This window comes from Pseudomonas sp. LBUM1660 (assembly GCF_059695935.1).
Map to the genome: position 1 here is coordinate 2,083,984 of NZ_CP166795.1, position 25,854 is coordinate 2,109,837.

The 25,854-nt window shown below is 57.4% G+C and carries 26 protein-coding genes, 1 tRNA gene and 1 pseudogene; 21 read left to right on the plus strand and 7 right to left on the minus strand.

Features of this window, described 5'->3' with window-relative positions:
- Nucleotides 1-19 precede the first annotated feature (19 nt).
- Genes ACA068_RS09815 through mtnC form a run of 4 tightly spaced genes read left to right on the plus strand, consistent with a single transcriptional unit; the run spans nt 20 to nt 3,070 of the window.
- Nucleotides 20-1,165, plus strand: a complete 1,146-nt coding sequence (locus ACA068_RS09815; protein WP_497309428.1) for an MFS transporter — start codon at nt 20-22, stop codon at nt 1,163-1,165.
- Nucleotides 1,162-1,788, plus strand: coding sequence for a methylthioribulose 1-phosphate dehydratase (locus ACA068_RS09820; protein ID WP_497309430.1), 627 nt, complete (start codon nt 1,162-1,164; stop codon nt 1,786-1,788). The genes ACA068_RS09815 and ACA068_RS09820 overlap by 4 nt, the downstream gene beginning before the upstream one ends.
- A 48-nt stretch (nt 1,789-1,836) precedes the next feature.
- Complete coding sequence (locus ACA068_RS09825) at nt 1,837-2,382, plus strand: 1,2-dihydroxy-3-keto-5-methylthiopentene dioxygenase (protein WP_259150911.1); 546 nt, start codon at nt 1,837-1,839, stop codon at nt 2,380-2,382.
- 4 nt (nt 2,383-2,386) lie between these two features.
- Nucleotides 2,387-3,070: an acireductone synthase gene (gene mtnC / locus ACA068_RS09830; RefSeq protein WP_497309431.1), complete on the plus strand. Its 684-nt coding sequence runs from the start codon at nt 2,387-2,389 to the stop codon at nt 3,068-3,070.
- Nucleotides 3,071-3,271: 201 nt separating this feature from the next.
- Here mtnC and ACA068_RS09835 read toward each other — a convergent pair whose 3' ends face one another.
- A complete protein-coding gene (locus tag ACA068_RS09835) occupies nt 3,272-3,550 on the minus strand; it encodes a DUF3509 domain-containing protein (RefSeq protein ID WP_090181818.1) in 279 nt (92 codons plus the stop codon).
- Nucleotides 3,551-3,893: 343 nt separating this feature from the next.
- Between ACA068_RS09835 and ACA068_RS09840 the strand changes: the two genes are divergently transcribed.
- The 10 genes from ACA068_RS09840 (at nt 3,894) to ACA068_RS09885 (ending at nt 13,107) form a co-directional block, all read left to right on the plus strand.
- Nucleotides 3,894-5,720 (plus strand): long-chain-acyl-CoA synthetase, encoded by a 1,827-nt coding sequence (locus tag ACA068_RS09840; RefSeq protein ID WP_497309433.1) that lies wholly within the window; start codon nt 3,894-3,896, stop codon nt 5,718-5,720.
- Between the two features lie 112 nt (nt 5,721-5,832).
- A complete protein-coding gene (locus ACA068_RS09845) occupies nt 5,833-6,351 on the plus strand; it encodes an ankyrin repeat domain-containing protein (protein WP_169856727.1) in 519 nt (172 codons plus the stop codon).
- Between the two features lie 245 nt (nt 6,352-6,596).
- Nucleotides 6,597-7,127, plus strand: coding sequence for a hypothetical protein (locus tag ACA068_RS09850; protein ID WP_497309435.1), 531 nt, complete (start codon nt 6,597-6,599; stop codon nt 7,125-7,127).
- A 64-nt stretch (nt 7,128-7,191) separates the two neighbouring features.
- Nucleotides 7,192-7,383, plus strand: a complete 192-nt coding sequence (locus ACA068_RS09855; protein ID WP_010456621.1) for a PLDc N-terminal domain-containing protein — start codon at nt 7,192-7,194, stop codon at nt 7,381-7,383.
- 248 nt (nt 7,384-7,631) lie between these two features.
- Nucleotides 7,632-8,507: a polyamine aminopropyltransferase gene (gene speE, locus ACA068_RS09860; protein ID WP_497309436.1), complete on the plus strand. Its 876-nt coding sequence runs from the start codon at nt 7,632-7,634 to the stop codon at nt 8,505-8,507.
- Between the two features lie 227 nt (nt 8,508-8,734).
- Nucleotides 8,735-8,968 carry a hypothetical protein gene (locus ACA068_RS09865; protein WP_477793103.1) on the plus strand — a complete coding sequence of 78 codons (234 nt, stop codon included), beginning with the start codon at nt 8,735-8,737 and terminating at the stop codon, nt 8,966-8,968.
- Between the two features lie 213 nt (nt 8,969-9,181).
- Entirely contained in the window at nt 9,182-9,523 is a 342-nt protein-coding gene (locus tag ACA068_RS09870) for a ribonuclease E inhibitor RraB (RefSeq protein WP_219095560.1), read from the plus strand.
- 399 nt (nt 9,524-9,922) lie between these two features.
- Nucleotides 9,923-11,332: a circularly permuted type 2 ATP-grasp protein gene (locus ACA068_RS09875; RefSeq protein WP_017337349.1), complete on the plus strand. Its 1,410-nt coding sequence runs from the start codon at nt 9,923-9,925 to the stop codon at nt 11,330-11,332.
- Nucleotides 11,333-11,344: 12 nt separating this feature from the next.
- Entirely contained in the window at nt 11,345-12,295 is a 951-nt protein-coding gene (locus ACA068_RS09880) for an alpha-E domain-containing protein (RefSeq protein WP_131062458.1), read from the plus strand.
- Entirely contained in the window at nt 12,292-13,107 is an 816-nt protein-coding gene (locus ACA068_RS09885) for a transglutaminase family protein (protein WP_497309438.1), read from the plus strand. The genes ACA068_RS09880 and ACA068_RS09885 overlap by 4 nt, the downstream gene beginning before the upstream one ends.
- 120 nt (nt 13,108-13,227) lie before the next feature.
- On the opposite strand, the gene ACA068_RS09890 is transcribed toward ACA068_RS09885, so the two are convergent.
- Nucleotides 13,228-14,049, minus strand: a complete 822-nt coding sequence (locus tag ACA068_RS09890; protein WP_497310561.1) for a c-type cytochrome — start codon at nt 14,047-14,049, stop codon at nt 13,228-13,230.
- A gap of 599 nt (nt 14,050-14,648) precedes the next feature.
- Here ACA068_RS09890 and ACA068_RS09895 point away from each other — a divergent pair.
- The 3 genes from ACA068_RS09895 (at nt 14,649) to ACA068_RS09905 (ending at nt 18,843) form a co-directional block, all read left to right on the plus strand.
- On the plus strand, nt 14,649-15,854 hold the full coding sequence (locus ACA068_RS09895) for an acetyl-CoA C-acetyltransferase (RefSeq protein ID WP_497309439.1): 1,206 nt from the start codon (nt 14,649-14,651) through the stop codon (nt 15,852-15,854).
- Nucleotides 15,855-15,880: 26 nt separating this feature from the next.
- Nucleotides 15,881-18,025, plus strand: a complete 2,145-nt coding sequence (locus ACA068_RS09900) for a 3-hydroxyacyl-CoA dehydrogenase NAD-binding domain-containing protein (protein ID WP_497309441.1) — start codon at nt 15,881-15,883, stop codon at nt 18,023-18,025.
- 95 nt (nt 18,026-18,120) lie between these two features.
- A complete protein-coding gene (locus tag ACA068_RS09905; RefSeq protein WP_497309442.1) occupies nt 18,121-18,843 on the plus strand; it encodes an amidotransferase in 723 nt (240 codons plus the stop codon).
- 108 nt (nt 18,844-18,951) lie between these two features.
- Here ACA068_RS09905 and ACA068_RS09910 read toward each other — a convergent pair whose 3' ends face one another.
- From ACA068_RS09910 to ACA068_RS09920, 3 genes are all read right to left on the minus strand, one after another.
- Nucleotides 18,952-19,923 carry a magnesium and cobalt transport protein CorA gene (locus ACA068_RS09910; protein ID WP_497309444.1) on the minus strand — a complete coding sequence of 324 codons (972 nt, stop codon included), beginning with the start codon at nt 19,921-19,923 and terminating at the stop codon, nt 18,952-18,954.
- A gap of 161 nt (nt 19,924-20,084) precedes the next feature.
- Complete coding sequence (locus tag ACA068_RS09915; protein WP_497309446.1) at nt 20,085-20,807, minus strand: 1-acylglycerol-3-phosphate O-acyltransferase; 723 nt, start codon at nt 20,805-20,807, stop codon at nt 20,085-20,087.
- 214 nt (nt 20,808-21,021) lie between these two features.
- Nucleotides 21,022-21,711, minus strand: a complete 690-nt coding sequence (locus tag ACA068_RS09920) for a crotonase/enoyl-CoA hydratase family protein (RefSeq protein ID WP_131062465.1) — start codon at nt 21,709-21,711, stop codon at nt 21,022-21,024.
- A gap of 308 nt (nt 21,712-22,019) precedes the next feature.
- Here ACA068_RS09920 and ACA068_RS09925 point away from each other — a divergent pair.
- Nucleotides 22,020-22,109 (plus strand) — tRNA-Ser (locus tag ACA068_RS09925).
- A 283-nt stretch (nt 22,110-22,392) separates the two neighbouring features.
- Nucleotides 22,393-23,988, plus strand: a complete 1,596-nt coding sequence (gene gapS1 / locus ACA068_RS09930; protein ID WP_497309448.1) for a GapS1 family protein — start codon at nt 22,393-22,395, stop codon at nt 23,986-23,988.
- Between the two features lie 189 nt (nt 23,989-24,177).
- On the opposite strand, the gene ACA068_RS09935 is transcribed toward gapS1, so the two are convergent.
- Entirely contained in the window at nt 24,178-24,480 is a 303-nt protein-coding gene (locus ACA068_RS09935) for a Fis family transcriptional regulator (RefSeq protein ID WP_497309450.1), read from the minus strand.
- 10 nt (nt 24,481-24,490) lie between these two features.
- A pseudogene (locus ACA068_RS09940) lies at nt 24,491-24,824 on the minus strand (type II toxin-antitoxin system RelE/ParE family toxin).
- A 322-nt stretch (nt 24,825-25,146) separates the two neighbouring features.
- On the opposite strand from ACA068_RS09940, the gene ACA068_RS09945 reads away from it, so the two are divergent.
- Together ACA068_RS09945 and ACA068_RS09950 are read left to right on the plus strand one after the other, a co-directional pair.
- Nucleotides 25,147-25,467, plus strand: a complete 321-nt coding sequence (locus tag ACA068_RS09945) for a YbjQ family protein (RefSeq protein WP_497309452.1) — start codon at nt 25,147-25,149, stop codon at nt 25,465-25,467.
- A gap of 186 nt (nt 25,468-25,653) precedes the next feature.
- Nucleotides 25,654-25,839: a hypothetical protein gene (locus ACA068_RS09950; protein WP_497309453.1), complete on the plus strand. Its 186-nt coding sequence runs from the start codon at nt 25,654-25,656 to the stop codon at nt 25,837-25,839.
- Nucleotides 25,840-25,854 lie beyond the last annotated feature (15 nt).

The window sequence follows — 25,854 nt, forward strand, 5'->3', positions numbered from 1 at the left end:
CCGCCAGGGTCTGACGACTATGGCGGCGCTCCCGTACTGGCGGCTTTCCAGTTTCTATCTGTTCTATTTCGCCTTGCTCGGTTCGACAGCGCCGTTTCTGGCGCTGTACTTCGATCACCTGGGTTTTTCCAGCGCGCGCATTGGTGAGCTGGTGGCGATCCCGATGCTGATGCGTTGCGTGGCACCGAACATCTGGGGCTGGCTCGGTGATTACACCGGCCGGCGCCTGGCCATCGTGCGCTTTGGCGCCGTCTGCACGCTGCTGACGTTTTCGCTGATTTTCGTCAGCAAGACCTACGCCTGGCTGGCGATGGTCATGGCGTTGCATGCGTTCTTCTGGCACGCGGTGTTGCCGCAGTTCGAAGTCATCACCCTGGCGCACTTGAAAGGGCAGACGTCGCGCTACAGTCAGATCCGCCTCTGGGGGTCCATCGGTTTCATCATCACCGTGGTCGCGCTTGGCCGGATGTTCGAATGGCTGAGCCTCGACGTTTATCCGGTGGCGCTGGTGCTGATCATGGCCGGCATTGTCGTCAGCAGCCTGTGGGTGCCCAACGCTCAACCGGTTCAGGGCGAGCGCATTGCCGGAGACGGGTTTCTCAGGCAATTGCGCAATCCCGGCGTGTTGGCGTTTTATGCTTGCGTGGCGCTGATGCAGGTGAGCCACGGGCCGTATTACACCTTTTTGACCCTGCACCTCGAACGGCTCGGTTACAGTCGAGGCGTGATCGGCATGCTCTGGGCGGTCGGCGTGGTCGCCGAAGTTCTGATGTTCCTGGCCATGAGCAAAATCCTCGCGCGCTTCTCGGTGCGTCGGGTGCTGCTGGCGAGTTTCCTGCTGGCGGCCGTGCGCTGGTTGCTGCTGGGCTCGCTGGCCGAATTCCTTTGGGTGCTGCTGTTTGCCCAGGTGCTGCACGCCGCTACATTCGGCAGCTTTCACGCCGCTGCCATCCAGTTCGTGCAATGTAGCTTCGGCGCACGTCAGCAAGGACAGGGCCAGGCGCTTTATGCCGCGCTGGCCGGCACCGGCGGCGCCTTGGGTGCGTTGTATTCCGGCTACAGCTGGAATGCGCTCGGAGCCACGTTCACCTTTAGTATTGCCAGTCTCGCAGCCTTCGCCGCTGCCGTTATCATCGCCACACGCATGCAAGAGGACAGGCCATGAGCCTTACCCGTGAACACCTCGCCCAGGAAATCATCGACGCCGGGCATTTTCTGTACGGTCGCGGCTGGTCGCCGGCCACCAGCAGCAACTACTCGACCCGTCTGTCGCCGACCGAAGCGCTGCTGACCGTGTCCGGCAAGCACAAAGGCCAGTTGGGTGTGGATGATGTGCTGGCCACCGACCTGTCGGGCAACAGCCTGGAACCGGGCAAGAAACCGTCCGCCGAAACCCTGCTGCACACCCAGCTCTACAGCTGGCGCCCGGAGATCGGCGCGGTGCTGCACACCCATTCGGTGAACGCCACGGTGCTGTCGCGCCTGACGCCGCAGGATTTCATCGAGTTCGAAGATTACGAACTGCAAAAAGCCTTCAGTGGCGTTTCGACCCACGAGTCCCGGGTGCGCGTGCCGATTTTCGACAACGATCAGGACATTGCGCGCCTCGCCGCCAAGGTGCAGCCTTGGCTTGAAGCCCACCCCGATTGCGTCGGCTACCTGATTCGCGGCCACGGCCTCTACACCTGGGGCGTGCGCATGAGCGACGCCCTGCGGCAGATCGAAGCGTTTGAATTTTTGTTCGAATGCGAGTTGAAGATGCGCTCACTCTTGAACCATAAAAGCTGAAGCGTCACGCATGAACCGCCTAGCCTGAACCGTTAAGGAGTTGCCCTGATGAGCAGCCTGTCCGTTTACCACGTCTCAAGCCCTGATATTCCGAACAAGGTGCTGACCCATTTCGAAGACATCGCCTCGACCTTGGCCGAGCAGGGCGTGCGTTTCGATCGCTGGCAAGCCACGGCGAAAATCCAGCCGGGCGCCAGCCAGGAAGAAGTCATCGCTGCTTACCAGGAACAGATCGACAAGCTGATGACCGAACGCGGTTACGTCACCGTCGACGTGATCAGCCTGAACAGCGATCACCCGCAAAAAGCCGAACTGCGCGCCAAATTTCTCGACGAACACCGCCATGGCGAAGACGAAGTACGATTTTTCGTCGCCGGCCGTGGGCTGTTCACCCTGCACATCGACGATTACGTCTACGCGGTGCTGTGCGAGAAGAACGACCTGATCTCCGTACCGGCCGGCACGCCACACTGGTTCGACATGGGCGAGCATCCGCACTTCGTCGCGATCCGTCTGTTCAACAACCCTGAAGGCTGGGTCGCCAACTTCACCGGCGAAGACATCGCCAGCCGCTTCCCGCGTCTTGAGGACTGAACCGATGCCGATCAAAGCGATTCTCACCGACATTGAAGGCACCACCAGCGCGGTGAGTTTTGTGTTCGACGTGCTGTTTCCTTACGCTGCCAAACACCTGCCGGACTTTGTTCGCCAGCACGCCGAGCGCGCGGATGTGGCCGAGCAACTGGCCGCCGTGCGCCGCGACAGCAACGAACCGGGCGCCGACGTTGAGCGGGTAATCGAGATCCTGCTGGGCTGGATTGCCGAAGACCGCAAAGCCACGCCGCTGAAAGCGTTGCAAGGCATGGTCTGGGAGCAGGGCTATCAAGCCGGGCAGTTAAAAGGCCACGTTTACCCGGACGCCGTTGAAGCGCTCAAGCGCTGGCATCAGGACGGTTTCAAACTGTTTGTGTATTCCTCGGGCTCGATCCAGGCACAAAAGCTGATCTTCGGCTGTTCGGAGGCGGGTGATTTGTCGCCTCTGTTCAACGGCTACTTCGACACCACGTCGGGGCCCAAGCGTGAAGCGCAATCTTACGAGCGTATTACTCTAGCCATCGGGCTGGAGGCTGAGCAGATCGTGTTTCTGTCAGACATCGTCGAGGAACTGGATGCGGCGCGCATGGCCGGCATGGCCACTTGCGGGCTGGCCCGAGAAGGCGGGGAGCTGGCGGGGCATGTGACCGTCGACAGTTTTGCGCGGATTGATCCTTCTACTTTCTAAGGTCCAACCCCATAACCTGTGGGAGTGAGCCTGCTCGCGATTGCGAAGTGCTATTCAACTTAAATGTTGCCGGACACACAGCAATCGCGAGCAGGCTCACTCCCACATGGAATTGTGTAAATCCAGAAACTAAACAGGCCGTGAAGCGAACGCTTCACGGCCTGTTTTTTTACAGCGCGTTTATTTACACAACCGCAGGGTTCACGCCGAGTGATAGGTCGGCAGGGCGAACCGTTGCTGGCTTTGCAGCATGGAAATCTGCGGCAGTTCGCTGGCCTGTTCGGCCAGGTCACGGCGAATCGCACTGATGACCCACGACAACTGATCGCCGGCATGCAATTGCTGGTACGAAATCGAACGCTTGAACACTTTGCCTTCGGTACTGCGCAGGGTCAGCAGAATGCCACCATCCGGACGCGGCTGGGTGGTCACATCGAAGTTGGAGAATAGGGAGGTAAATTTTTCTTGGATCAGGCTCATGTCTATCAGCTCCGTTAGCACTTGATTGGCAAGCATGGAGAGGTAGTTGCAGTGATTGTGCCAGCACCTGAAGTTTTAAAAATCGTTATAAATCAATATCTTATATTTTTGGTGGTTTTTTGCTTTCGTGCAATCTGCATGAATGGCCATCGTGCATCCTGCATTTTGCGTGGTTGGCCTCGATTCGATGGAACCAATCACCCGCGCTGAGGTTCCCGATCTCGAACGCGCAGGCCCGGATACAAAACATTTCAAAAACCGCGTGTACAGCTCAAGAACCGCTGACGTATTTTCGGACTCATAGACCGCCGCCCGACAATAAAAAGATCGAACGGGAGCAAGCATGAGCGACACGATTACCTGGGGCATGATGCTCCGCAAGCTGCCTTCCATTGCCAAAGCCATTCCGCGTGTGGTGAAGGGCATGAAAGTCGCCAACGTCAAGGACCCGAGCCAACCGTGTGGCCTCGGTTGGACGTTCGAGCAAGCGACCTTGCGCAATCCCGATGGCCCGGCGTTGCTGCAGGGCGATGTGACGCTGACTTATGCACAGGTCAACCAGTGGGCCAATCGCATCGCCCATCACCTGATCACCCAAGGCATTCGCAAGGGCGATGTGGTGGCGGTTTTTCTCGAGAATCGTCCGGAACTGCTGGTGACGATATTGGCAGTGGCCAAGGTCGGTGCGATCAGCGCCTTGCTGAACACTTCGCAAACCCGCGACACCCTGGCCCACAGCCTGAACCTGGTGGCGCCTGCGGCGGTCATTGTTGGTGAAGAATTGGTCCCGGCCTTCAGCGCGGTCCGCGAGCGGGTGGCGATCGAGCCGACGCGCACCTGGTTCGTCGCCGATCAAGACACCTTCCGGCATCCCGGCCATGCGCCCGACGGTTTCATCAACCTGATGAGCGCCAGCGCCCAGGCGTCCAGTGAGAATCCGGCCAGCAGCCAGCAGGTTTTTTTCGACGACCCCTGTTTCTATATCTACACCTCCGGCACCACCGGATTACCCAAGGCGGGCGTGTTCAAACACGGTCGCTGGATGCGCAGCTCCGCGAGCTTCGGCCAGATCGCCCTGAATATGCAGCCCGAGGATGTCGTGTATTGCACCTTGCCGCTGTATCACGCCACCGGGCTCTGCGTGTGTTGGGGCTCGGCAATCAGCGGCGCTGCGGGATTTGCCATCCGCCGCAAGTTCAGCGCCAGCCAGTTCTGGAACGACGTGCGCAAATACCAGGCGACCACCCTCGGTTACGTTGGCGAATTATGCCGCTACCTGGTGGATCAACCGCCCACGGCCGACGACAGCACACACCGCGTGACCAAGATGATCGGCAATGGCCTGCGGCCCGGCGCCTGGCGCGAGTTCAAGACGCGTTTTGCGGTTGAGCACATCTGTGAGCTGTACGCCGCCAGCGACGGCAATATCGGGTTCACCAACATCCTCAACTTCGACAACACCATCGGTTTTTCCCTGATGGCCTGGGAGCTGGTGGCCTACGACCACGACAGCGGCCTGCCGATTCGTGACGCAAAGGGCTTCATGCGCAAAGTCGCCAAAGGCGAGCAGGGCCTGTTGTTGGCGAGAATCGACGACAAGGCGCCGCTGGACGGTTACACCGATCCGCAGAAGACCGAAAAAGTCGTGCTCCACGACGTATTCACCCGGGGCGACCGTTACTTCAATACCGGCGATCTGCTGCGCAACATCGGTTTTGGCCATGCGCAGTTTGTTGATCGGTTGGGGGACACCTACCGCTGGAAGGGTGAGAACGTCTCGACCACCGAGGTCGAAAACATCCTGCTGCAACACCCGAATATTTCTGAAGCCGTGGCGTATGGCGTCGAAATCCACAACACCAACGGGCGTGCCGGCATGGCCGCGATCACGCCAGCCGAATCCTTGGCGACCCTGGACTTCAGCGAGTTGCTGGCGTTTGCCCGCCAGCAAATGCCCGCGTACGCGGTACCGCTTTTCCTGCGGGTGAAAGTGAAAATGGAGACCACCGGGACTTTCAAATACCAGAAGACCCGGCTCAAGGACGAAGCCTTCGACCCCGGCAAAACCGGCGATGACCCGATCTACGCCTGGCTGCCCGGCACCCAGACTTACGTGCAAGTCACTCCGCAGTTGCTGGCGGATATTCACGGCGGCGCTTTTCGTTATTGAAAGCAGCGCTATTGAATGTGGCTATGGCGGCGTGTGAGAAAAAAGAAGTGACAGCCTCGGGGCTGCTCGGGAAACTGTCGGCTTTCCCGAATGACAGACAGTGGAGTCCCCGATGTCAGACCAAAGCCGCCAGATGACCCCCGAAGAAGCCGCTGAATTTGCCGAACAGGTATTCAACAAAGCGCGCGAGGGCGATGCGGCCATGATGGCTGCGCTGCTGACCAAAGGCCTGCCGCCGAACCTGCGCAACCACAAGGGCGACACCTTGCTGATGCTCGCCGCCTACCACGGCCACGTGGAGACGGTGAAAGTGCTGCTGGAACACAAGGCCGACCCGGAAATCCGCAACGACAATGGCCAGAGCCCGATTGCCGGCGCCGCGTTCAAGGGCGACCTGGCAGTGGTCAAGGCGTTGGTTGACGGTGGTGCCCAAGTGGAAGGCTCGTCCTTCGACGGCCGCACCGCGCTGATGATGGCTGCGATGTTCAACCGCGTTGAAATCGTCGATTACCTGATCAGCAAAGGCGCCGATCCGAAAGCCAAGGATGCCAATGGCGTCACCGCGCTGGATGCCGCGAAAACCATGGGCGCCGTCGACACCACCGCGCAGTTGCAAAAATTGCTGGCCTGATCGTACACGGTCCCTTGTGGTGAGAGGCTTCTGTGGCGAGGGAGCTTGCTCCCGCTGGGCTGCGAAGCAGCCCCAAAACCAGTCACCGCAGAGGTTCAGATAGACCAAAAACACCGGGATTACGACTGCTTCGCAGCCGAGCGGGAGCAAGCTCCCTCGCCACACAGTTTTGGTCTGCTCGGTAACTCTCTCCGAATGCGCTATCCTTCGCGCCCTCAAAATTCACTCGCTACAGGATCCGCCCCATGAAAGCCGCACTCGTCGAACTCATCACTAAAATCAGCTCCGGGTGCATGAGAGATGAGGAAATCCTGAAAGTCGCTGAGGAAGCGGCTCAGGCCTACGCCGGTCCCGAGGCTTTTCTGACGGCCAATCCGGATATCAACTACGACGACTCCTTCCCGATTCCACTGGGCGAGTGGATTGTAGTCGGCAGCCTGCCGGAAACCGTGCTGTTCCAGGCCGACACCTACGTCGACCTGTTCGCCCAGATCGTCGCCTCGTTCGGCCCCGGTGTTGATTTCAACATCAAACCCAAGCAACTGGCCAAGACCGAAGCCCTGACCGCGCTCAACCGCATTCAGGTGCAGATGGGCAGCATGAACAAGGAAAACGGCGGTTACACGCTGATGAATTTCAGCCAGTTGCTCGACGACGAACTGCAAGTGGTATTGGTCTACGGCAACGATGTACCGCGCGTGCTCGAGTTGTGCGCTCAAGTGGGTATCACCGCCGCGCCATCGCTCGAAGCCCTGAAAATCGCGGTCCACGTTTAAATAACGGAACCCTCGCAAGGCCCGGCTATCCTAAGAGTGCACACCACTCTTAGGGAGCGACACCATGGGTTCCACGTTCAATGGCCTGATTGGCCTGATTATTCTTGTCCTGGACATCTGGGCAATCATCAACGTGCTCAAAAGTGGCGCCGACACAGGGATGAAAATCATCTGGGTGCTGCTGATCCTGCTGCTGCCGGTCCTGGGCCTGATCATCTGGGCAATCGCCGGGCCACGGGGCAACGTCCGGATCTGACCCCAACACCGCCCCCCCTGTAGGAGCGAGGCTTGCCCGCGAAGAACGATTACACGGTTTAACAGAGAGACCGAGTTATCGTTCTTCGCGGGCAAGCCTCGCTGCTACAGGTATGCGGGTGTCAGAAGGTTCGACCTGTCATCTTCCGCAACGTAGAATGCGCGCCTTTCCCGGTTAATCGAGCTGATCGATTGGCCATCATGGGCGGGTAACCGTCCGTTGCCACCGCATTCATCGGAGCACTTCCCATGAGCAACATCACCACCAGCGAATACCTGGAAACCCTCTACGAAGGCTACGGCCAGCGTTTTCGCATGGAAAAACTGCTGCACGAAGTGCGCACCGAACACCAGCACCTGGTGATTTTCGAAAACCCGCGCATGGGCCGGGTCATGGCACTGGACGGCGTGATCCAGACCACCGAGGCCGACGAATTCATCTACCACGAGATGCTCACCCACGTGCCGATCCTGGCGCACGGCACCGCCAAGCGCGTGCTGATCATCGGTGGTGGCGACGGCGGCATGCTGCGTGAAGTGGCCAAGCACCGCAGCATCGAGCACATCACCATGGTCGAGATCGACGGCACCGTGGTCGACATGTGCAAGGAATTTCTGCCGAACCACTCCAAGGGTGCGTTCGATGATCCACGCCTGAACCTGGTGATCGACGACGGCATGCGTTTCGTCGCCACCACCACCGAAAAATTCGACGTGATCATTTCCGACTCTACCGACCCGATCGGTCCGGGTGAAGTGCTGTTCTCCGAAAACTTCTACCAGGCCTGCCGTCGCTGCCTGAACGAAGGCGGCATCCTGGTCACCCAGAACGGCACGCCGTTCATGCAGATCGAAGAAGTCAAAACCACCGCGGGTCGCCTGCGCAGCCTCTTCCCGGACTGGCACTTCTATCAGGCCGCGGTGCCAACCTACATCGGCGGCTCGATGACCTTTGCCTGGGGCGCGACCAACACCGCTTATCGCAAGTTGTCCCGCGAAACCCTGCAACAGCGTTTCGCCGGCAGCGGCATCATCACCCGCTACTACAACCCGGAAATCCACATCGGCGCCTTCGCCTTGCCGCAATACGTGCTGCAAGCGGTGAACAAGCCAAGCAACGACTAAACTGAAGATGTGCGCATAACCCCTTGTAGGAGCGAAGCTTGCTCGCGAAAGCGGTGCATCAGGCAATATACAAGTTGACTGATACACCGCTTTCGCGAGCAAGCTTCGCTCCTACAGGTTCCTGTATTTTTTTCATACCTGCATGCGGTAATCCGTTTGAACGATCACTCAGACCAAAAGTCCAGATGGTTGTAAGCCCATTTGCGGGTTTGATCGAGGAGGCACTGATGCAAAAGTGGAAAATCACTTTCGTAGATGATCACGGTGAAACAGTCGATGAAGTCTTTGAGTGCGACGAGTGCCCGGATAACGAGCAAGCCGCGAAACTCATCAAGGCCCGGCTCCTTCCTGTCGCCGCCGAACTGGATCTGAATGATCTGGAAGGGCGAACCGCTGATGCCAGCGTCAAAAGTCTCAAAGCCCAGAACAGCATTCAAATCCTCGGCATCACGCCAATCTGAACAACACCTGTCTCATTCTTATCCAGGCCTTGGCAGCGCCTCTGTCTTGGGGCTACTCTGCAATCGAGATCAGCGAACGGATCGCTAAGGTCTGGTCTTGTCAGCTACATGCTTGCTTCCCACCGGCAACCTGGTTGCCGCATCGCTCGCACCAATCGGTTGCGCGTGCCGGGAATACGGAAAGTCTATCCATCAATTTGAGGGGGACGTTTCATGAGCACAGCCTATCAAGAAGACATCAGCAGCAGCGTGTTGCGCCGCATGAAAGAAGGCGGTTTCGATTTTTCACGATTCCATCCCATCGAGTTCTACGCCATTTTCCCGGACGAGGAGCGGGCACGCAGGGCGGCAGGGCAATACAAGGGTGAATCCTTGAACGCGCAGATCAGTGTGCGCGATGACGGCGCATGGGCACTCGAACTGAGCAAAGTCATGTACGCCACCTACGATGACATCGGCGATTTCGAGCAGGGTTTCGAGGCGGTGGTTGAGCCTCTGGGCGGCATCCTCGAAGGGTGGGGGGTCAAGCAGGAAGTACGAGGGCGACTCGCATAACGTTATGAACAGTGACAACACTCAGCAACGGCTGACCTTCGGGTTGGCCGTTTTCGTTTATGGCGCCCGGAATATTCCCTCGGCAAAACCCTGAAACAAGAATCCCGACGCAAAAAAAACCGCCTGAGCAGGCGGCTAAAGGGAAGTTCGTTCAGGTTTTACAGCGAATGCGCGGATTATCCGCACCGCCGGCCGGGCAGTGAAATCAACTCTGACTATGCTGGTGATAGGCGACAACGTCGCCTTGCAATGAAGCGGGGGCGATCAGGTTGGGGCGTTTGCTGCACAGGATTGGTGCGGTGCAAACGGCGTGATTATCCAACTGGTTGATAACAAAGCGTTTCTGCCGATGGCACGGGCCTTGCGAAGCCTAGATGTCCGGGTGACAAGGAGTACGGCATGATCCGCACCTATTTTGATGAGATGTACGATGCCGGCGGCCAGGTCCGCCCGCATTATCGGGAGTTTGCCCGTTGGCTGGCCGAGACGCCTGACGAGCTCTTGGCACAACGGCGACGCGAGGCCGATCTGTTATTTCATCGCGCCGGGATTACCTTCACGCTCTACGGGGACGAGCAGGGCACAGAGCGCCTGATTCCCTTCGACACCATCCCGCGCAGCATCCCTGCCAGCGAATGGCGGATCGTCGAGCGCGGCTGCATCCAGCGAGTCAAGGCGTTGAACATGTTCCTCGCCGACCTCTACCACGAGCAGCGCATTATCAAGGCCGGCATCATCCCGGCCGAGCAAGTGCTGGCCAACGAGCAATACCAGTTGGCGATGCAAGGGCTGGATCTGCACCGCGATATCTACTCGCACATCTCCGGTGTCGATCTGGTGCGCGATGGCGACGGCACGTACTACGTGCTCGAAGACAACCTTCGTACACCCAGCGGCGTGAGCTATATGCTCGAAGACCGCAAGATGATGATGCGGCTATTTCCCGAGTTGTTCTCGGCCCAGCGCATCGCGCCGATCGACCATTATCCGAACCTGCTGCTCGACACCCTGAAAAGCTCCAGCCCGATCGATAACCCGAGCGTGGTGGTGCTGACGCCGGGTCGCTTCAACAGCGCGTTTTTCGAGCATGCCTTCCTGGCGCGGGAGATGGGCGTCGAGTTGGTCGAGGGCGCGGACCTGTTCGTGCGTGACGACAAGGTGTTCATGCGCACCACGGACGGACCGAAAGCCGTCGACGTGATCTACCGTCGTCTCGACGATGCGTTCCTCGACCCGCTGGCGTTCAACCCGGATTCTATGCTCGGGGTTCCAGGGCTGCTGTCGTCTTACCGCTCGGGCAACGTGGTGCTGGCGAATGCCATCGGCACCGGGGTCGCGGACGACAAGTCGGTGTATCCGTTTGTCACGGACATGATCCGTTTCTACCTGGACGAAGAGCCGATCCTGAAGAACGTGCCGACGTTCCAGTGTCGCAATCCTTCTGAACTTTCCCACGTGCTGGCCAATCTTCCAGACTTGGTGGTCAAGGAAACCCAGGGCTCCGGCGGTTACGGAATGCTCGTGGGGCCGGCGGCGACCGCGGCGGAAATCGAGTCGTTCCGCGCGCGGATCAAAGCCAAGCCTCACGCGTATATCGCGCAACCGACGTTGTCCCTGTCGACCTGTCCGACCTTTGTCGAAAACGGCATCGCGCCACGCCATATCGACCTGCGTCCGTTTGTATTGTCTGGCCGCGAAACCCGGGTTGTGCCCGGCGGTTTGACCCGTGTCGCCCTGCGTGAAGGCTCTCTGGTGGTGAATTCCTCCCAGGGCGGCGGAACCAAGGACACCTGGGTGGTCGAGGATTGAAGGAAGCCTGCCATGTTAAGTAGAACTGCCTCGGATTTGTATTGGATGTCGCGTTACCTGGAGCGGGCGGAAAACCTCGCACGGATGCTCGACATCAGTTATTCGCTGTCGCTGATGCCGCAGGATGGTCGCGGTGACGGTCTGCACGAACTGGCCATGCCGCTACTGATCACCGGCACTCTGGACGATTACCTGGAACGCCACGGTGATTTGCACGCCGAGCGGCTGCTGCATTTCTTCGCGCTGGACGCGGCCAACCCGGCGAGCATCTACAGCTGCCTGGGCTCGGCGCGGGCCAGTGCCCATGCCGTGCGTGGCCGAATCACCGCCGATATGTGGGAAAACATCAACGCCACCTGGCTGGAGATTCGCGGGATTGCCGAACAGGGGCTGAGTCGCTACGGCATGAGCCGTTTTTGCGAGTGGATCAAGGAACGTTCCCACCTGTTCCGTGGCGCGTCCTACGGCACGATCATGCGTAACGATGCGTTCCGCTTCATTCGCCTGGGAACGTTTATCGAACGGGCCGACAACACGTTGCGCCTGCTGGACGCCCGCTACGAAATGGCCGGCGATCAAGCTGAAGCGGTTAGCGACGGCACGGCTCACGCGTATTACCAGTGGAGTGCGTTGCTGCGTGCGCTGTCCTCTTTCGAGGCCTACACCGAAATTTACCGCGACGCCCCCGGCGCCCGGCATGTGGCCGAGTTGCTGTTGCTGCGCGCCGATGTACCGCGTTCCCTGCGCGCCTGCACCGAGGAAATCGACCAGATCCTTGCCCAACTGCCGGGGGCCAATGGCCGTCCCGCGCAACGCCTGGCAGCGGAGATGGACGCGCGCCTGCGCTACACCGGCATCAACGAAATTCTCGACGAAGGCCTGCACGCCTGGCTGACCGAATTCATCCCGCTGGTGCGCCAGTTGGGTAACGCCATTCACAGTTCCTACCTGGAGGCTGCATGAGACTTTCCATTAGCCACGAAACCACCTATCACTACGAAGATCAGGTGCGGGCGAGCATCCAGTACCTGCGACTGACACCCCACGACAGCGAGCGTCAGCACGTGCTCAGTTGGCAACTTGACCTGCCGCGCCCGGTGCGAGCGCAACTCGATCCGTTCGGCAACATCCTGCATGTGCTGACCATGGACGAGCCCCACGAGGCGATCATCATTGGCGCCCGTGGCCAGGTCGACATCGACGAATTGCGCGAAGCCGAACATGAAAGCCAGTCGGCGCTTCCGTTCCTGCGCTTCACGCGCCTGACCGAAGCCGACGAAGCCCTGCGTGCGTTCGCGGAAAAGGAATGCAAAAAACGCAGGGATCGCACGGCGTTGATCGACTTGATGCATGGCCTGAATTCGCACATGACCTACACGCCGGGCTCCACCGAAGTGGACACCAGCGCCGCCCAGTCCTTCGCCGGGCGTTCGGGCGTCTGTCAGGACCACACCCACGCGTTTCTGGCTTGTGCCCGCAGCCTGGGCATTCCATCGCGTTATGTGTCGGGGTATTTGTACAGCGAGAACAGCGAACACCTGGCCAGTCACGCCTGGGCCGAAGCCTGGCTCGATGACGCTTGGTACAGCTTCGATGTGACCAATGAACTGGCCCGGCCTGAGCGGCATTTGAAACTGGCGGTGGGCCTGGATTACCTGGATGCCTGTCCGGTTCGCGGGATGCGCCGGGGCGGAGGGTGCGAGCAGATGCACGCGAAGGTGTTTGTTTCGCCGATGCCGATGCCCGCTCCGGTTTTCTCAGTCCAGCAGCAATAACCGCAACACCACAACCCCCTTGTAGGAGCGAGGCTTGCCCGCGAAGGCGTAGTGTCATTCACATTGATGTCGACTGACACTACGCCTTCGCGGGCAAGCCTCGCTCCTGCAGGGAATGGATCAGGGCTTAACCTTGCGCCCAGCCATATGCTTCAAATACCCCACCAGCATCTCCAGATCGCTATCCGGCAACACCGTCGCCGCAAACCCCGGCATCTTCGCCTGAGGCCACTGGCGCAAACTCTGCGGGTCTCGAATGTAGCGCTTCAGAAAATCCGCCCCGAAGTACTCGGTCGGGTTAAACGGAATATTCAGATCCGGCCCGAACTGCGCATCCCCGGCACCGTTCAATCGATGACAAGCCAGGCAATTTTTCTGAAACAGCGCAAAGCCTTTATTCACCGGGTCGTCGGCCTTCAAGGCAGGATCGGGCAGCAGGGCAGGGAAGCGCTCGGCCACGGGCGCCAAGCGCTTGATACTCGCCACTTGAAACGGCCATTGCTCCGGGCTGATATTGCCGGCTTGCGGATCGACCCACACCAGATAAAACGGCCCGGCACCTGGTTTCCCTTCAGATAGCGCCGGCCACGGTTTGGCCGGGTCTTCAATCGCCAGCCACGCGCGTGCGCCCTGGGCGTTCAGCAATGGCGCTGCGGACAGCTCTGCGGCAAACCCGTCCAGCGCGACGGCTTGCAGATGGTCGTCAGGCTTGATGCCCGTCAACAGGGCTGCCAAGGGAACAGCGCGATAACTCATCTCCCGCTTGTAGGAAACGTCGTCGCTGATGGTGATGGTCTGGACCTGAGGATGCTTGAGCAACTCCTCTGTCTGCCAGGTGCGACTGCTCGCGCCCAGCTCGAGGTTCAGCTGTGCGGCATACAAGGGCGTGCTGAGCAGCAAGGCCCCGAACAGAATGAGCTTTTTCAAATGATCGCCGTCCATGTCGTGGAAGTGCCGCAAAGGTTGGCACACCCACGCTGGCCCGGGTAGCGAGCCAGTCACATTTTTAAGAGGGCGATGTAAAAACCTGGCGCCGTATTATTTGAATACCGACTAGCCGATCACCTTGGTCAGGTTCGGCAAAATCAACAACAGCGTAGTGGCGAAAAGAATGAGCCCGGCTTGACGTACTTTCGAATGTTTGAACATGGCTTGACCGCCTTTTTTGTTATTTCCTGATGCCTGCCTGCATAACTCCATGACGGCAGAGCGCTGAACGTCCTGTAAGACAAGTGCCTCGGCAAAACCCGACGACAACTTCGTACATGTTCACCTTAGAGCCCGCGTCACGCTTGGTTTAGATCCATTTCGTATGGTTTGCTTGCTTAATGCTCTTAAAAAGGTATGAGGCCTATTGCCAGCTTCTTGGGCGCCCGTTTGCTAGACAGCTTGGGGACGTCAATCGGTTAATCCTCACGTGAGCGACCGTCCGTCTGAGCGTGTCCGTCAACAACAGTGAGCACTGCGGTCATTGAATCCACGGCGGCTCGGCCTAAGGTGGAAGCTCAGTATTTACTCACCCGCCCAGGTTCGAGGACGTCATGACCCAAGCTTTGATTTTCGACGCGTTACGCACGCCCCGTGGCAAAGGTAAGGCCGATGGCGCCTTGCACAGTGTCAAACCGGTGAGTCTGGTGGCCGGGCTGCTCACGGCGTTGCAGCAGCGCACTTCACTGGACACCAGTCAGGTCGATGACGTGGTGCTCGGCTGTGTCACGCCAATTGGCGATCAGGGCTCCGATATTGCCAAGACCGCGGCACAAGTCGCCGACTGGGACGTCAGCGTGTCTGGGGTGCAGATCAATCGCTTCTGCGCTTCGGGGCTGGAAGCCGTAAACCTCGGCGCGATGAAGGTCCGTTCCGGTTTCGAAGACTTGGTGGTAGTCGGCGGTGTCGAGTCGATGTCCCGCGTGCCCATGGGCAGCGACGGCGGCGCTTGGGCGCTGGACCCGGAAACCAATCTGCACAGCCATTTCACCCCGCAAGGTGTCGGCGCCGACCTTATCGCCACGATTGAAGGCTTCAGCCGCCAGGATGTAGATGCCTACGCGCTACATTCCCAACAAAAGGCAGCGCGGGCGCGGGCCAACGGCTCGTTCAACAAATCGCTGGTGCCGGTGCAGGACCAGAACGGCATCATCCTGCTCGATCACGATGAGTTCATCCGCGCCGAATCCACCCTCGAAGGCCTGGGCAAACTCAAACCGAGCTTCGAGATGATGGGGCAAATGGGCTTCGACGCCACCGCATTGCGCGTTTACAGCCATGTCGAGCGGATCAACCACGTCCACACCCCGGGCAATAGTTCCGGCATCGTCGATGGCGCCGCCCTGATGCTGATTGGTTCCGAGGCCAAAGGCCGTGCGCTGGGTCTGCAGCCTCGGGCGCGGATTGTCGCCACAGCGGTCACCAGCACCGACCCGACCATCATGCTCACCGGCCCGGCGCCGGCCACCCGTAAAGCACTGGCCAAGGCCGGGCTGCGGGTTGAAGACATCGATCTGTTCGAGGTCAATGAAGCCTTCGCCTCGGTGGTGCTGAAATTCATCAAGGATATGGCCATCGACCCCGACAAGGTCAACGTCAACGGCGGCTCCATCGCCATGGGGCACCCGCTGGGCGCCACCGGCTGCGCGATTCTCGGCACGCTGCTCGATGAGCTGGAAACCCGGCGCCTGCGCTATGGCCTCGCGACGCTGTGTGTCGGCGGCGGCATGGGCATTGCCACCATCATCGAACGCCTCTGAGCCCCCGACCTTAAGGAACAAGTGACATGACTGAAGCCATTCGTTACGAAAAAGGTCAGGACCAGATCGTGGTCCTGACCATCGACATGCCGGGCCAGAGCGCCAACACCATGAACGCGGTCTATCGTGAGGCGATGGCCGCTTGCGTCGCCCGCCTGGTGGCCGAAAAGGACAGCATTGCCGGCGTCATCATCACCTCGGGCAAAAAAACCTTCTTTGCCGGCGGCGACCTCAATGAACTGATCAAGGTCGGCAAACCCGAAGCCAAGGCCTTTTACGACATGGTCCTGACGCTCAAAGGCCAATTGCGCACCCTGGAAACCCTCGGCAAACCGGTGGTGGCCGCGATCAATGGCGCGGCGCTGGGCGGAGGTTGGGAAATCTGCCTCGCCTGCCATCACCGCGTCGCGCTGGACAATCCGTCAGTGCAACTCGGCCTGCCGGAAGTCACCCTTGGCTTGCTACCGGGCGGCGGCGGGGTGGTGCGCATGGTGCGCATGCTGGGCATCGAGAAAGCCTTGCCGTACTTGCTCGAAGGCAAGAAAGTCCGGCCGCAACAGGCCTTGCTAGCGGGTTTGATCGATGAACTGGCCGCGGATCGCGATGAACTGCTGAACAAGGCGCGTGCCTGGATTGTCGCCAATCCGACCGCCGTACAGCGGTGGGACGTGAAGGGTTATCAGATTCCGGGCGGCACGCCGTCGAACCCGAAAGTCGCACAAATGCTTGCCATTGCGCCGTCGATCCTGCGCAGCAAAACACAGGGCTGCATGCCGGCGCCGGAGAAAATTCTTTGCGCGGTGGTTGAAGGTGCCCAGGTGGATTTTGACACCGCCCACCTGATCGAAACCCGCTATTTCACGGAACTGACCACCGGGCAAATCTCGAAAAACCTGATCGGCACCTTCTGGTTCCAGCTCAACGAGATCAACGCCGGCGGCTCGCGGCCCAAGGGGGTTGCACCTTGCGTCACGCAAAAAGTCGGCGTGCTCGGGGCCGGGATGATGGGCGCGGGAATCGCCTTTGTCAGCGCCTCGGCCGGCATTGAAGTGGTGCTTAAGGACATCAACCTCGCAGCAGCGGAGAAGGGCAAGGCCCATTCGGCGGCGCTGCTGGACAAGAAAGTCGCCCGCGGCCAGATGATTGCGGAGCAGCGCGAGGCGATTCTGGCGCGGATCCATACCACAGAAAGCGATGCAGACCTGGCCGGCTGCGATCTGATCATTGAAGCGGTGTTCGAAGATCGCGAGCTGAAAGCCAACGTCTCCTCCGCGGCACAGAAAGTCGTCGGCCCGGCCGCAGTGATCGCCTCCAACACCTCGACCTTGCCGATCAGCGGACTTGCCACCGCCGTACCGGATCAAACGAAGTTCATCGGTCTGCATTTCTTCAGCCCGGTGGAGAAAATGCCGCTGGTGGAAATTATCAAAGGCGCCAACACCAGCGACGACACCCTGGCGCGCGGATTCGATTTCGTCCTGCAAATCAAGAAAACCCCGATTGTGGTCAACGACAGTCGCGGCTTCTTCACTTCGCGGGTGTTCGGCACCTTCACCAACGAAGGCATCGCCATGCTCGGCGAAGGCGTGAGCGCACCGATGATCGAGACAGAAGCGCGCAAGGCCGGCATGCCGATCGGGCCTCTGGCGATCTCCGACGAAGTTTCCCTCAGCCTGATGAGCCATATCCGCCAGCAAACCGCCAAAGACCTGCAAGCAGAAGGCAAACCGCTGATTGAGCACCCGGCGTTCGCCGTGATTGATTTGCTGCTCAATGAATACAAGCGGCCCGGTAAAGCCGCAGGAGGCGGTTTCTACGAGTACCCCGCCGGTGGCCAGAAACATCTGTGGCCCGAGCTCAAAACCCGTTTCGAGAAAGCTGACGGGCAGATTTCGTCAAAGGATGTGCGCGATCGCCTGCTGTTCGTGCAAGCCATCGAAACCGTGCGTTGTGTGGAGGAGGGCGTGCTGACCTCGACGGCGGACGCCAACGTCGGCTCGATCTTCGGTATCGGCTTCGCGGCCTGGACCGGTGGCGCGCTGCAGTTCATCAACCAATACGGAGTGAGAGACTTCGTCGCCCGCGCCCAGTACCTGGCCCAGCAGTATGGCGAGCGTTTTGCGCCGCCGGCGTTGCTGCTGGAAAAAGCGGCCAAAGGGGAGGCCTTCTAAGGGACGTATGACGCCTTCCGGGGCTTGCCTTGTTACGGTGTTTCGAGGCAGGCTCTGGGGTGTGCATTATTCCCATCACGTGTCAGGTATTTTTTATGTCGTTACGCATCTGCATTCTGGAAACCGACATCCTGCGTCCGGAACTGGTCGATCAATATCAGGGTTACGGGCAGATGTTCCAGAATCTGTTTTCGCAGCAACCCATCGCTGCCGAGTTCACCGTGTACAACGTGATGCAGGGCGAGTACCCGAGTGACGATCTGACCTTCGACGCCTACCTCGTCACCGGCAGCAAGGCCGATTCCTTCGGCACCGATCCGTGGATTGAAACCCTGCGGGCCTACTTGCTGAAGCGCTATGAGCGTGGCGACAAGTTGCTGGGCGTGTGCTTCGGCCATCAGTTGTTGGCGCTGCTGCTGGGTGGCAAAAGCGAACGTGCGACCCAAGGTTGGGGCGTCGGTACTCACCAATACAAACTCGCTGCCAAGGCGCCATGGATGAGTCCGGTGCGTGAAGAACTGACCTTGTTGATCAGCCACCAGGATCAGGTGACGTCGTTACCGGAAAACGCCACGGTCATTGCCTCGAGCGATTTCTGCCCGTTCGCCGCGTACCACATCAACGATCAGGTGCTGTGCTTCCAGGGGCACCCGGAATTCATTCACGACTATTCGCGGGCGCTGCTGGAGATTCGGCAGGAGGCGCTGGGCGAGCAGGTCTATACCAAAGGCGTGGCAAGCCTTGAACAGGAGCATCACGGCGCTACGGTTGCGGAGTGGATGATGCGGTTTGTGGCGCACAAGCCAGAGGCTGTTTGAAACTTTAAAAGCTCGCGGGCAAGCCTCGCTCCTACGGGTTTTGTGAGCGACACAGATCCCCGTAGGAGCGAGGCTTGCCCGCGAATATCACAGGCGCCGCAGTAATGGCTACAACCACCCCGACCTCTTGAAACTCGCCCACAAACTCACACACCCCACCGCAATAAACCCCAACACCGCAAAATACCCGTAATGCCAGGTCAACTCCGGCATGTTCTGGAAATTCATCCCGTAAATCCCCGCCACCGCCGTCGGGAACGCCAGAATTGCCGCCCACGCCGCAAACTTGCGCTGCACCACGCTCTGCCGTGACGCCTCCAACAGCACCCCGACCTCGATGGTCTGGCTGGCAATATCGGCCAAGGTCGTCAGGTCCTCCATCTGCCGTGTTACGTGAATCTGCACATCGCGAAAGTACGGGCGCATGTTCTTGTCGATAAACGGAAAGCTCAGCTTCTGCAGTTCCTCACCGATCTCTACCATCGGCGCCGCATAACGACGCAGGCGCAAAACGTCTCGGCGCAGGCCATGCAGCTTCTGGATGTCATGTTCATTCAACGCGCTGCACAACACGTTGCGCTCCAGCTCATCGATCTCGGCATGGATCGCTTCGCCCACCGGCTGGTAGTTTTCAATCACGAAATCGAGGATGGCATAGAGTACGAAATCTTCCCCATGCTCCAACAACAGCGGACGCGCCTCACAACGCTGGCGGACAAGCGCGTAGGACGCCGAATGACCGTTGCGCGCGGTAATGATGTACCCGTTGCCGGCAAAGATATGAGTCTCGATGAACTCCAGTTTGCCTTCGTGCCGGACCGGAGAATACGTGACGATAAATAAGGCGTCGCCGAAGGTCTCGAGCTTCGGTCGGCTGTGTTTTTCCAGGGCGTCCTCGATGGCCAGTTCGTGCAGGTTGAACTGGCGTTGCAGGTTGCTCAGCTCCAGGGCGTTCGGCTCTTCAAGGCCGATCCAGACAAAGTGGTCAGGCTTTGCAGCCCAGGCAGCGCCTTCGTCGAGGGTGATATTGGAGACTTTTTTTCCGGCGCTATAAACCGCAGCAGCAACAACTCTACCCATGATTTTGGTTCACTTCTTATTAGCGCTTTTGATTAACAAAGACCCAGTGGCAAGTCGTGCTCAGCTTAGCCTTGTCTGTTGCTTGAGAGTCAATGAAATCTGCCGAGTTCGCCGGCAGAAGCTCGCTGGCGAAAAAAACCCGCACTAGGCGGGTTTTATTGTTAAGCGGCTTGGAGTTGCCGGTCCATCGACTCGATGCATTCGCGCATTTGCTCGCGGCACTGGGCAATCAGCAGGGGCATGTCGTCCAGGCTCAATCCCGCCGTAGGAATCGCCGGCAGCGAGCGGATCAGAATTTTCCCACTGCGCCAGCGGTTCAATCGCATGTGTTTGACGTAACTGCTGACACACACCGGCACGATCGGCACGCCTGCGGCGATCGCCATCTGGAACGCGCCTTTCTTGAACGGCAGCAACTCTTCACCGAGGTTGCGCGTGCCTTCCGGGAAAACCCAGATCGACGTGTCTTCATGCTGCAAGGTGTGCGTGGTGGTCAGCATCGACTGGCGCGCCTTGTGCGCATTGCCGCGATCGATCAACACATTGCCGGCCAACCAGAACAACTGCCCGAACAGCGGCACCCACTTCAGGCTTTTTTTGCCGATGCACACGGTACGGCGGGGCACCACGTTGCCGAACACAAACAGATCGTAGTTGGACTGGTGGTTGGCGATGATCACGCAGCTTTCGGGTTTATCCATCAATGGCCCGACATCGGCCTTCACCCGCAAACGCAAAATACACATCGCCGGCCACGCATACAGACGCGCACACAACCGGCTGTTGTCCGGGTTGAACGGGCGGCACAGGCCCAGAATCACGCCAAGCACACCGGCCAGAATAAAGTGCAGGCCCATCAATAACATACGAAACACAAACAGCATTTACAGGCCCCACCGGGACAAAAGGTGGCGCAGTGTACGGATGTGCACTGTTTTCGGCAATTGCCGCTATAGAGGGAGGAGATAGGCGATGTTTGTGCGCATGTTTCCGACTTGTGGGTCAGAGGCGTGCTAGAGCGGTTGTGGGATTTTCAACAGCGTGCGTATGAAAAAGCCCGACACGACGGTCGGGCTTTTCTGTGAAGCCTGTCCGGGCTTAACCCATGTGTTCCTGATCCAGGATGATCGCGTTGTCCAGCGTATCGAGGAGCGCCTTGCGCACTTTCAACTTGGTGTTCTTGTGCGCGGTCATGTTGATCTTCTTCAACTGACGCGCCGCCGCCAGCGCAGCACCTTGCAGCTCTTCGGCCGACACCACAACGTCGAGGAAACCGGCATCCACAGCGCTCTGTGGATTAAACATCTCACCGTTGATGACGGAGCGGTGGAACGCCGATTTGCGCAGACGATCACGCGCGATCTCGATACCGGCGTGGTGCATGGTCATGCCGATCTGCACTTCGTTCAAACCAATGCTGAACGGGCCGTCGACACCAATGCGGTAGTCCGCCGACAACAGCAGGAAAGCGCCCTTGGCCACCGCATGCCCAGGGCACGCCACAATCACCGGGAACGGATGCGACAACAGACGACGAGCCAGCGTCGAGCCGGCCGTCACCAGCGCGACCGCTTCTTTCGGGCCGGACGTCATCACCTTCAAGTCATAACCGCCGGACAGAATCCCGGGCGTACCGGTAATGATCACCACCGCACGATCAGTCACCGCCTGATCCAGCGCAGCATTAAACGCAGCAATCACGTCCGGGGAAATGGCATTGACCTTGCCGTTGCTCAGGGTCAGGGTCGCGATACCGTCTTCGAGATGGTAGGAAATCAACTCACTCATGACGCTATTCCTTGTATGAAAGTTGGGGCAGACGTTACCCACCGCCGCAGGCCAGGTAAAGCGCCGTGACTGACCCGCCAGTCACCCTTTCCCCGCCGGGCAAGCGTAGCTCGCCACTCCCGCCGTGCATTCCTCTCCTTATAGAAGAGGGCGCGAAGCCAGAGATTGGCAGGTTTGCCATCGCCCGGAACCGACAGGAACGACTAAAACGCTAAGCGCATGAAAATTCTGCAAAAAAAGTTTGCCATCAGAAAAGCTTTCGACTACATTAGCGCGCCTCGACAGACAGAACATGTTTGACGAGATACGGTGAAGTGTCCGAGTGGCTTAAGGAGCACGCCTGGAAAGTGTGTATACAAGAAATTGTATCGAGAGTTCGAATCTCTCCTTCACCGCCACATTCAGTAAACACAAACCCCTGATTTTCCTAGAGAAAGTCGGGGGTTTGTGGTTTTTGGCGTCTGAAAAAGGGCGATATGGGAACAATTTGGAATACGGATGGATTTTGACCGGGTAGCACCTATCTCTACAGGAATCGGCTATCTGATGGTTGGTAGAAAGATATGTCGCCTATGCGGCAGATCTGACGAGCGTTTCAGCGACAAAATTAGGTAGGATCACTTCAGATTTACCCATCTCACCTTCGTATTGAAATTGTCTCTGCTCTTAAGGATGAAGAACATGACGGCTGAAAAATATGATGCAGAAATAACAAAAATCAGACGCGAGTTGAGTGTGTACCGACCTGACTCATTTCTTCAACATGTTCTGGATCATCTTCACTGGTCACAAACTCTTGAGCGCCCAGCTAGCGGAATGCCTTGGATTTGCCTTTTCTTGCTCAAACTTGCTATGCAAGAAAGTAAGGAAGGAGGGCGCGATATGGTTAAGGTGGAATTCAGCACCCTCGCCAATAAATTATTCCGTATGCAGCATTTAGCGTGTCCACTTGAGCTCGGTGAGGTGCATTTGATGTTGCGCCCAATGATTCTCCAGCAGGCTTGGTATCAAGGGGATGACGTTTCAAATGTTAAGGCTATGACGCGTCAAATGATCTGGTATTCCGATGAGGGAGCTCCATATTCTGGGAAGTTTGAAGAAATCTATGGGCTATCGCTAAAAGAGTTTTATATGATCAGCTTGTACTTGGATATTATTGTTGCTAATAATGCTCGAGGGGTCGTCGGAATTAATTTATATGAGGTTATATTTAATCTCACTCCAACTATTTCTTTGAAGAAGATCATCAGCTATTTTTTATTGGTTGCAGTGCGGAGTCAGGACCTTCCCGCTTACTTTAATGCACACAGTGTTAAAGGCGAGAGGCATCAGCAAAGCGAGTACTTTCAAACTACTCCGCTTAGAAAGAAGCCAATATTGTTGGATGGGGATAATCTATTTATTTACAATGCTAAGCTGTTTTCCAATGCAGCTGGTATGTTGGTTCCTGATTTATTGAAAAAAATTCAAAACTGGGGGTTTAAGGATTATTTTGGCCCTACCATGGAGAAGTATGTTGGATCTCTTTTTGCTACCTCTTCGGTTGCATATTTTTCGGAAGATGAACTTAATCAGTGTTGTCGAAAAAGTAGCGTGGTAGGAGGGAAAATGGCTGATTATCTGGTCCCCGGTAAGTTGAATATTATTTTTGAGTCTAAAGCGATTGAGCCTGGGGATATAGTTTCATCTGTTTTTGATCCTGAAATTCTTCGTGCTCATTTAAATAATAGTTTCATTAAAGGTATCGAGCAATGTCAAGAAAGTATTCATAGGTTGCATCTGACCAAAGAATACACACAAGCTGAATTTGCGTGTGTTGTGGTTACTCATGAAGACTTTTGGTTTGCATCGGCGGATGATGTGGTTAATTACATTGATCCTGATTTAGTAGCTAGGGTGGAAGCGAAGTATGGGGGCATACCAGTTCCTTTTAGTAATATCTTATTTATCACTATTGATGCAGTAGAACGAATTTTGGAAACTGTCTCGAATAAGGAGATCAATCTTGAGTCCTTCATTCAAGATTGTATCGCAACCCTAAAAACTCCTGAAGGTAAGCGCTTCACAATGAGTCATTTGATCCAGGATAAGCTTGCAGGGAAAGTAAGCGGTCACTCAATCATCATGCAGAAAGCTGACGAGTGGCTTAAGTATTTTCAAGCCGAATTGGCTGCAAATAAAGCTGCTTGGCAAGGACAAGCCGCAGAACTGGTCCAGCAGCGTATGGTGGTGATTGACGTACTGCACCGCCAGTTCAACCGGCTTAGCGCCGTTTAATGGAGAGAGTCCGAATTTCTCCTTCACCGCCAAATTCGATGTAACCAGAACCCTTGATTTCGAGAGAAATCAGGGGTTTTGTAGTTTTTGATGATGCCAGGCTTTAAAACGGTGTTGCCACCTTTCGCTAAGCGCGAGCGAAGGCTGGCATGGGGGGCAGGCTGTGGGTTGCCAATCCAACGATCGGACTCATGCGTGAGTCTCTTCGCCCTCAGGGATCAGACGTACCTCTACACGCCGGCCCAATGCACGGGCAGCACTTGCCAACGTGGCTAGCGTCATTCCAGAGTCGTTTTGGTCCAGTGCCCGATCCACGGCGGTGCGGCTTGTATGCATCCGTTCAGCCAGCGTTTTCTTACTGACGCGCTGCAATTTCATCGCTTCAGCAATCTGCCACGAAATGACACGTTTGAGCGCTGCGGCGGAAACCTCGTCGGTAAGGCCTTGTTCGGCGAGAAAGTCATCAAAGTCCGACCCTATATGCTTGTTCATCTTTCGTGCCTCATAGTTTTGCTTTGCGTTGTTTGGCAGTCGTCAGGTCTGGTGCAGGTGTTTTCTGACTTTTCTTGATGAATCCATGCAGCAACACCATGTCGGCTGCAGATACCGTAAAAATAATGCGTGCGATGGTGTCGCCAAGGTCGACCCGGACTTCCCAAAGGCCGATTTCAAGCTTCCGAACGACCGGCATTCCGATGGGCCACCCAAGCTGAACGGTTTTGATCTCTATCCCGATCATTCGCCCGGGGGAGATCGGCTAGCCATTCGCGCACAGGTTCATTTCCAGCATTTGTACGAAAGAAGCGGACATTCAGCACTGGCGCTGCATCAGTCATAGGTGGAGTGTACCTAAATAGGTGCATGACGCAAATTTCCGCCAACCAGCCCGATCAGCGGAACAAATGTTGCGGTCAGCAGATGATTATTCAAAAGACGAAGCGGATCTTTTTAAGGCAACAGAAACCAAGGATTTCTGTCGTCTGAGTTTCTATCTTGGGTCTGCAATTGTCCCAAGTGAATCAGCGGAGGCGTTTCTGAAAATGATGTAGGACGAATGATAGCGGCGTGGGAATGTCTGTGACATTGCTGGCGTTGGATGCGTTGCCTGAGCTTCTCTCCATGTAGTCTTGAGCAAATATTGATTAAGAAGGAATCCCCATGATCACGACCACCACCCACACCATCGAAGGCCGTCAAATTACCGCTTACCTGGACATCGTCAGCGCCGAGTCGGTGCAGGGCGTCAACGTTATCCGCGACCTGTTCGCCGGCATGCGGGATTTTTTCGGTGGGCGTTCCCAGACGTTGGAGCGTGCGTTGAAGGAGGCGCGGATTCAGGCGACCGACGAGATCAAGGAGCGGGCGCGGGCGCTTCAGGCGGATGCGGTGGTGGGGCTCGATTTTGAGATCAGCATGCCGGCCGGCAAGGGCGGGATGGTCGTGGTGTTTGTGACCGGGACGGCGGTCAAGCTGAGGTGAGTGACGGAATGAATCTGTTTAATCGCTAACTGGTTTTGTAGGAAACGGCGGATCCATTCGTCGGGCATGCGGAAAACTGAATTACAAGTCCGGTAATGACCGGCTAGTCTCAAAAGCCTTGGTGGTCGATATTTTTCAGGCAATAGGGCTTGCCGGTATCGATCCCGCTTTGAGAGGGGAAGGGCTATGGCTGATCCGTATATCGAAGACGACGGGGCAGAATTTCCAATCAACAATTGCGTGCAGTGCGGCCAGACGGAATATGTGGCGGGCTTCGGCGAAGATACACTCAAGACCAGCAAAGTGAAATCCACCGCGACCAAAGTGGTCAGGTCGAAGTTTTTGCCCAAATTGACGACACCTAGGAAGTAAATGGTCAACCGGACA

Excerpts from the sequence above, each read along its gene's own strand:
- ACA068_RS09950 (WP_497309453.1), top strand. The coding sequence starts at position 25,654 with ATGGCTGATCCGTATATCGAAGACGACGGGGCAGAATTTCCAATCAAC.
- ACA068_RS09815 (WP_497309428.1), top strand. The coding sequence starts at position 20 with ATGGCGGCGCTCCCGTACTGGCGGCTTTCCAGTTTCTATCTGTTCTAT.
- ACA068_RS09875 (WP_017337349.1), top strand. The coding sequence starts at position 9,923 with ATGATCCGCACCTATTTTGATGAGATGTACGATGCCGGCGGCCAGGTC.
- ACA068_RS09850 (WP_497309435.1), top strand. The coding sequence starts at position 6,597 with ATGAAAGCCGCACTCGTCGAACTCATCACTAAAATCAGCTCCGGGTGC.
- ACA068_RS09855 (WP_010456621.1), top strand. The coding sequence starts at position 7,192 with ATGGGTTCCACGTTCAATGGCCTGATTGGCCTGATTATTCTTGTCCTG.
- ACA068_RS09845 (WP_169856727.1), top strand. The coding sequence starts at position 5,833 with ATGTCAGACCAAAGCCGCCAGATGACCCCCGAAGAAGCCGCTGAATTT.
- ACA068_RS09890 (WP_497310561.1), bottom strand. The coding sequence starts at position 14,049 with ATGGACGGCGATCATTTGAAAAAGCTCATTCTGTTCGGGGCCTTGCTG.
- ACA068_RS09840 (WP_497309433.1), top strand. The coding sequence starts at position 3,894 with ATGAGCGACACGATTACCTGGGGCATGATGCTCCGCAAGCTGCCTTCC.
- ACA068_RS09945 (WP_497309452.1), top strand. The coding sequence starts at position 25,147 with ATGATCACGACCACCACCCACACCATCGAAGGCCGTCAAATTACCGCT.
- ACA068_RS09820 (WP_497309430.1), top strand. The coding sequence starts at position 1,162 with ATGAGCCTTACCCGTGAACACCTCGCCCAGGAAATCATCGACGCCGGG.
- ACA068_RS09835 (WP_090181818.1), bottom strand. The coding sequence starts at position 3,550 with ATGAGCCTGATCCAAGAAAAATTTACCTCCCTATTCTCCAACTTCGAT.
- ACA068_RS09935 (WP_497309450.1), bottom strand. The coding sequence starts at position 24,480 with ATGAACAAGCATATAGGGTCGGACTTTGATGACTTTCTCGCCGAACAA.
- ACA068_RS09885 (WP_497309438.1), top strand. The coding sequence starts at position 12,292 with ATGAGACTTTCCATTAGCCACGAAACCACCTATCACTACGAAGATCAG.
- ACA068_RS09900 (WP_497309441.1), top strand. The coding sequence starts at position 15,881 with ATGACTGAAGCCATTCGTTACGAAAAAGGTCAGGACCAGATCGTGGTC.
- ACA068_RS09910 (WP_497309444.1), bottom strand. The coding sequence starts at position 19,923 with ATGGGTAGAGTTGTTGCTGCTGCGGTTTATAGCGCCGGAAAAAAAGTC.
- ACA068_RS09825 (WP_259150911.1), top strand. The coding sequence starts at position 1,837 with ATGAGCAGCCTGTCCGTTTACCACGTCTCAAGCCCTGATATTCCGAAC.
- ACA068_RS09880 (WP_131062458.1), top strand. The coding sequence starts at position 11,345 with ATGTTAAGTAGAACTGCCTCGGATTTGTATTGGATGTCGCGTTACCTG.
- gapS1 (WP_497309448.1), top strand. The coding sequence starts at position 22,393 with ATGACGGCTGAAAAATATGATGCAGAAATAACAAAAATCAGACGCGAG.
- ACA068_RS09870 (WP_219095560.1), top strand. The coding sequence starts at position 9,182 with ATGAGCACAGCCTATCAAGAAGACATCAGCAGCAGCGTGTTGCGCCGC.
- ACA068_RS09905 (WP_497309442.1), top strand. The coding sequence starts at position 18,121 with ATGTCGTTACGCATCTGCATTCTGGAAACCGACATCCTGCGTCCGGAA.
- speE (WP_497309436.1), top strand. The coding sequence starts at position 7,632 with ATGAGCAACATCACCACCAGCGAATACCTGGAAACCCTCTACGAAGGC.
- ACA068_RS09865 (WP_477793103.1), top strand. The coding sequence starts at position 8,735 with ATGCAAAAGTGGAAAATCACTTTCGTAGATGATCACGGTGAAACAGTC.
- ACA068_RS09920 (WP_131062465.1), bottom strand. The coding sequence starts at position 21,711 with ATGAGTGAGTTGATTTCCTACCATCTCGAAGACGGTATCGCGACCCTG.
- mtnC (WP_497309431.1), top strand. The coding sequence starts at position 2,387 with ATGCCGATCAAAGCGATTCTCACCGACATTGAAGGCACCACCAGCGCG.
- ACA068_RS09895 (WP_497309439.1), top strand. The coding sequence starts at position 14,649 with ATGACCCAAGCTTTGATTTTCGACGCGTTACGCACGCCCCGTGGCAAA.
- ACA068_RS09915 (WP_497309446.1), bottom strand. The coding sequence starts at position 20,807 with ATGCTGTTTGTGTTTCGTATGTTATTGATGGGCCTGCACTTTATTCTG.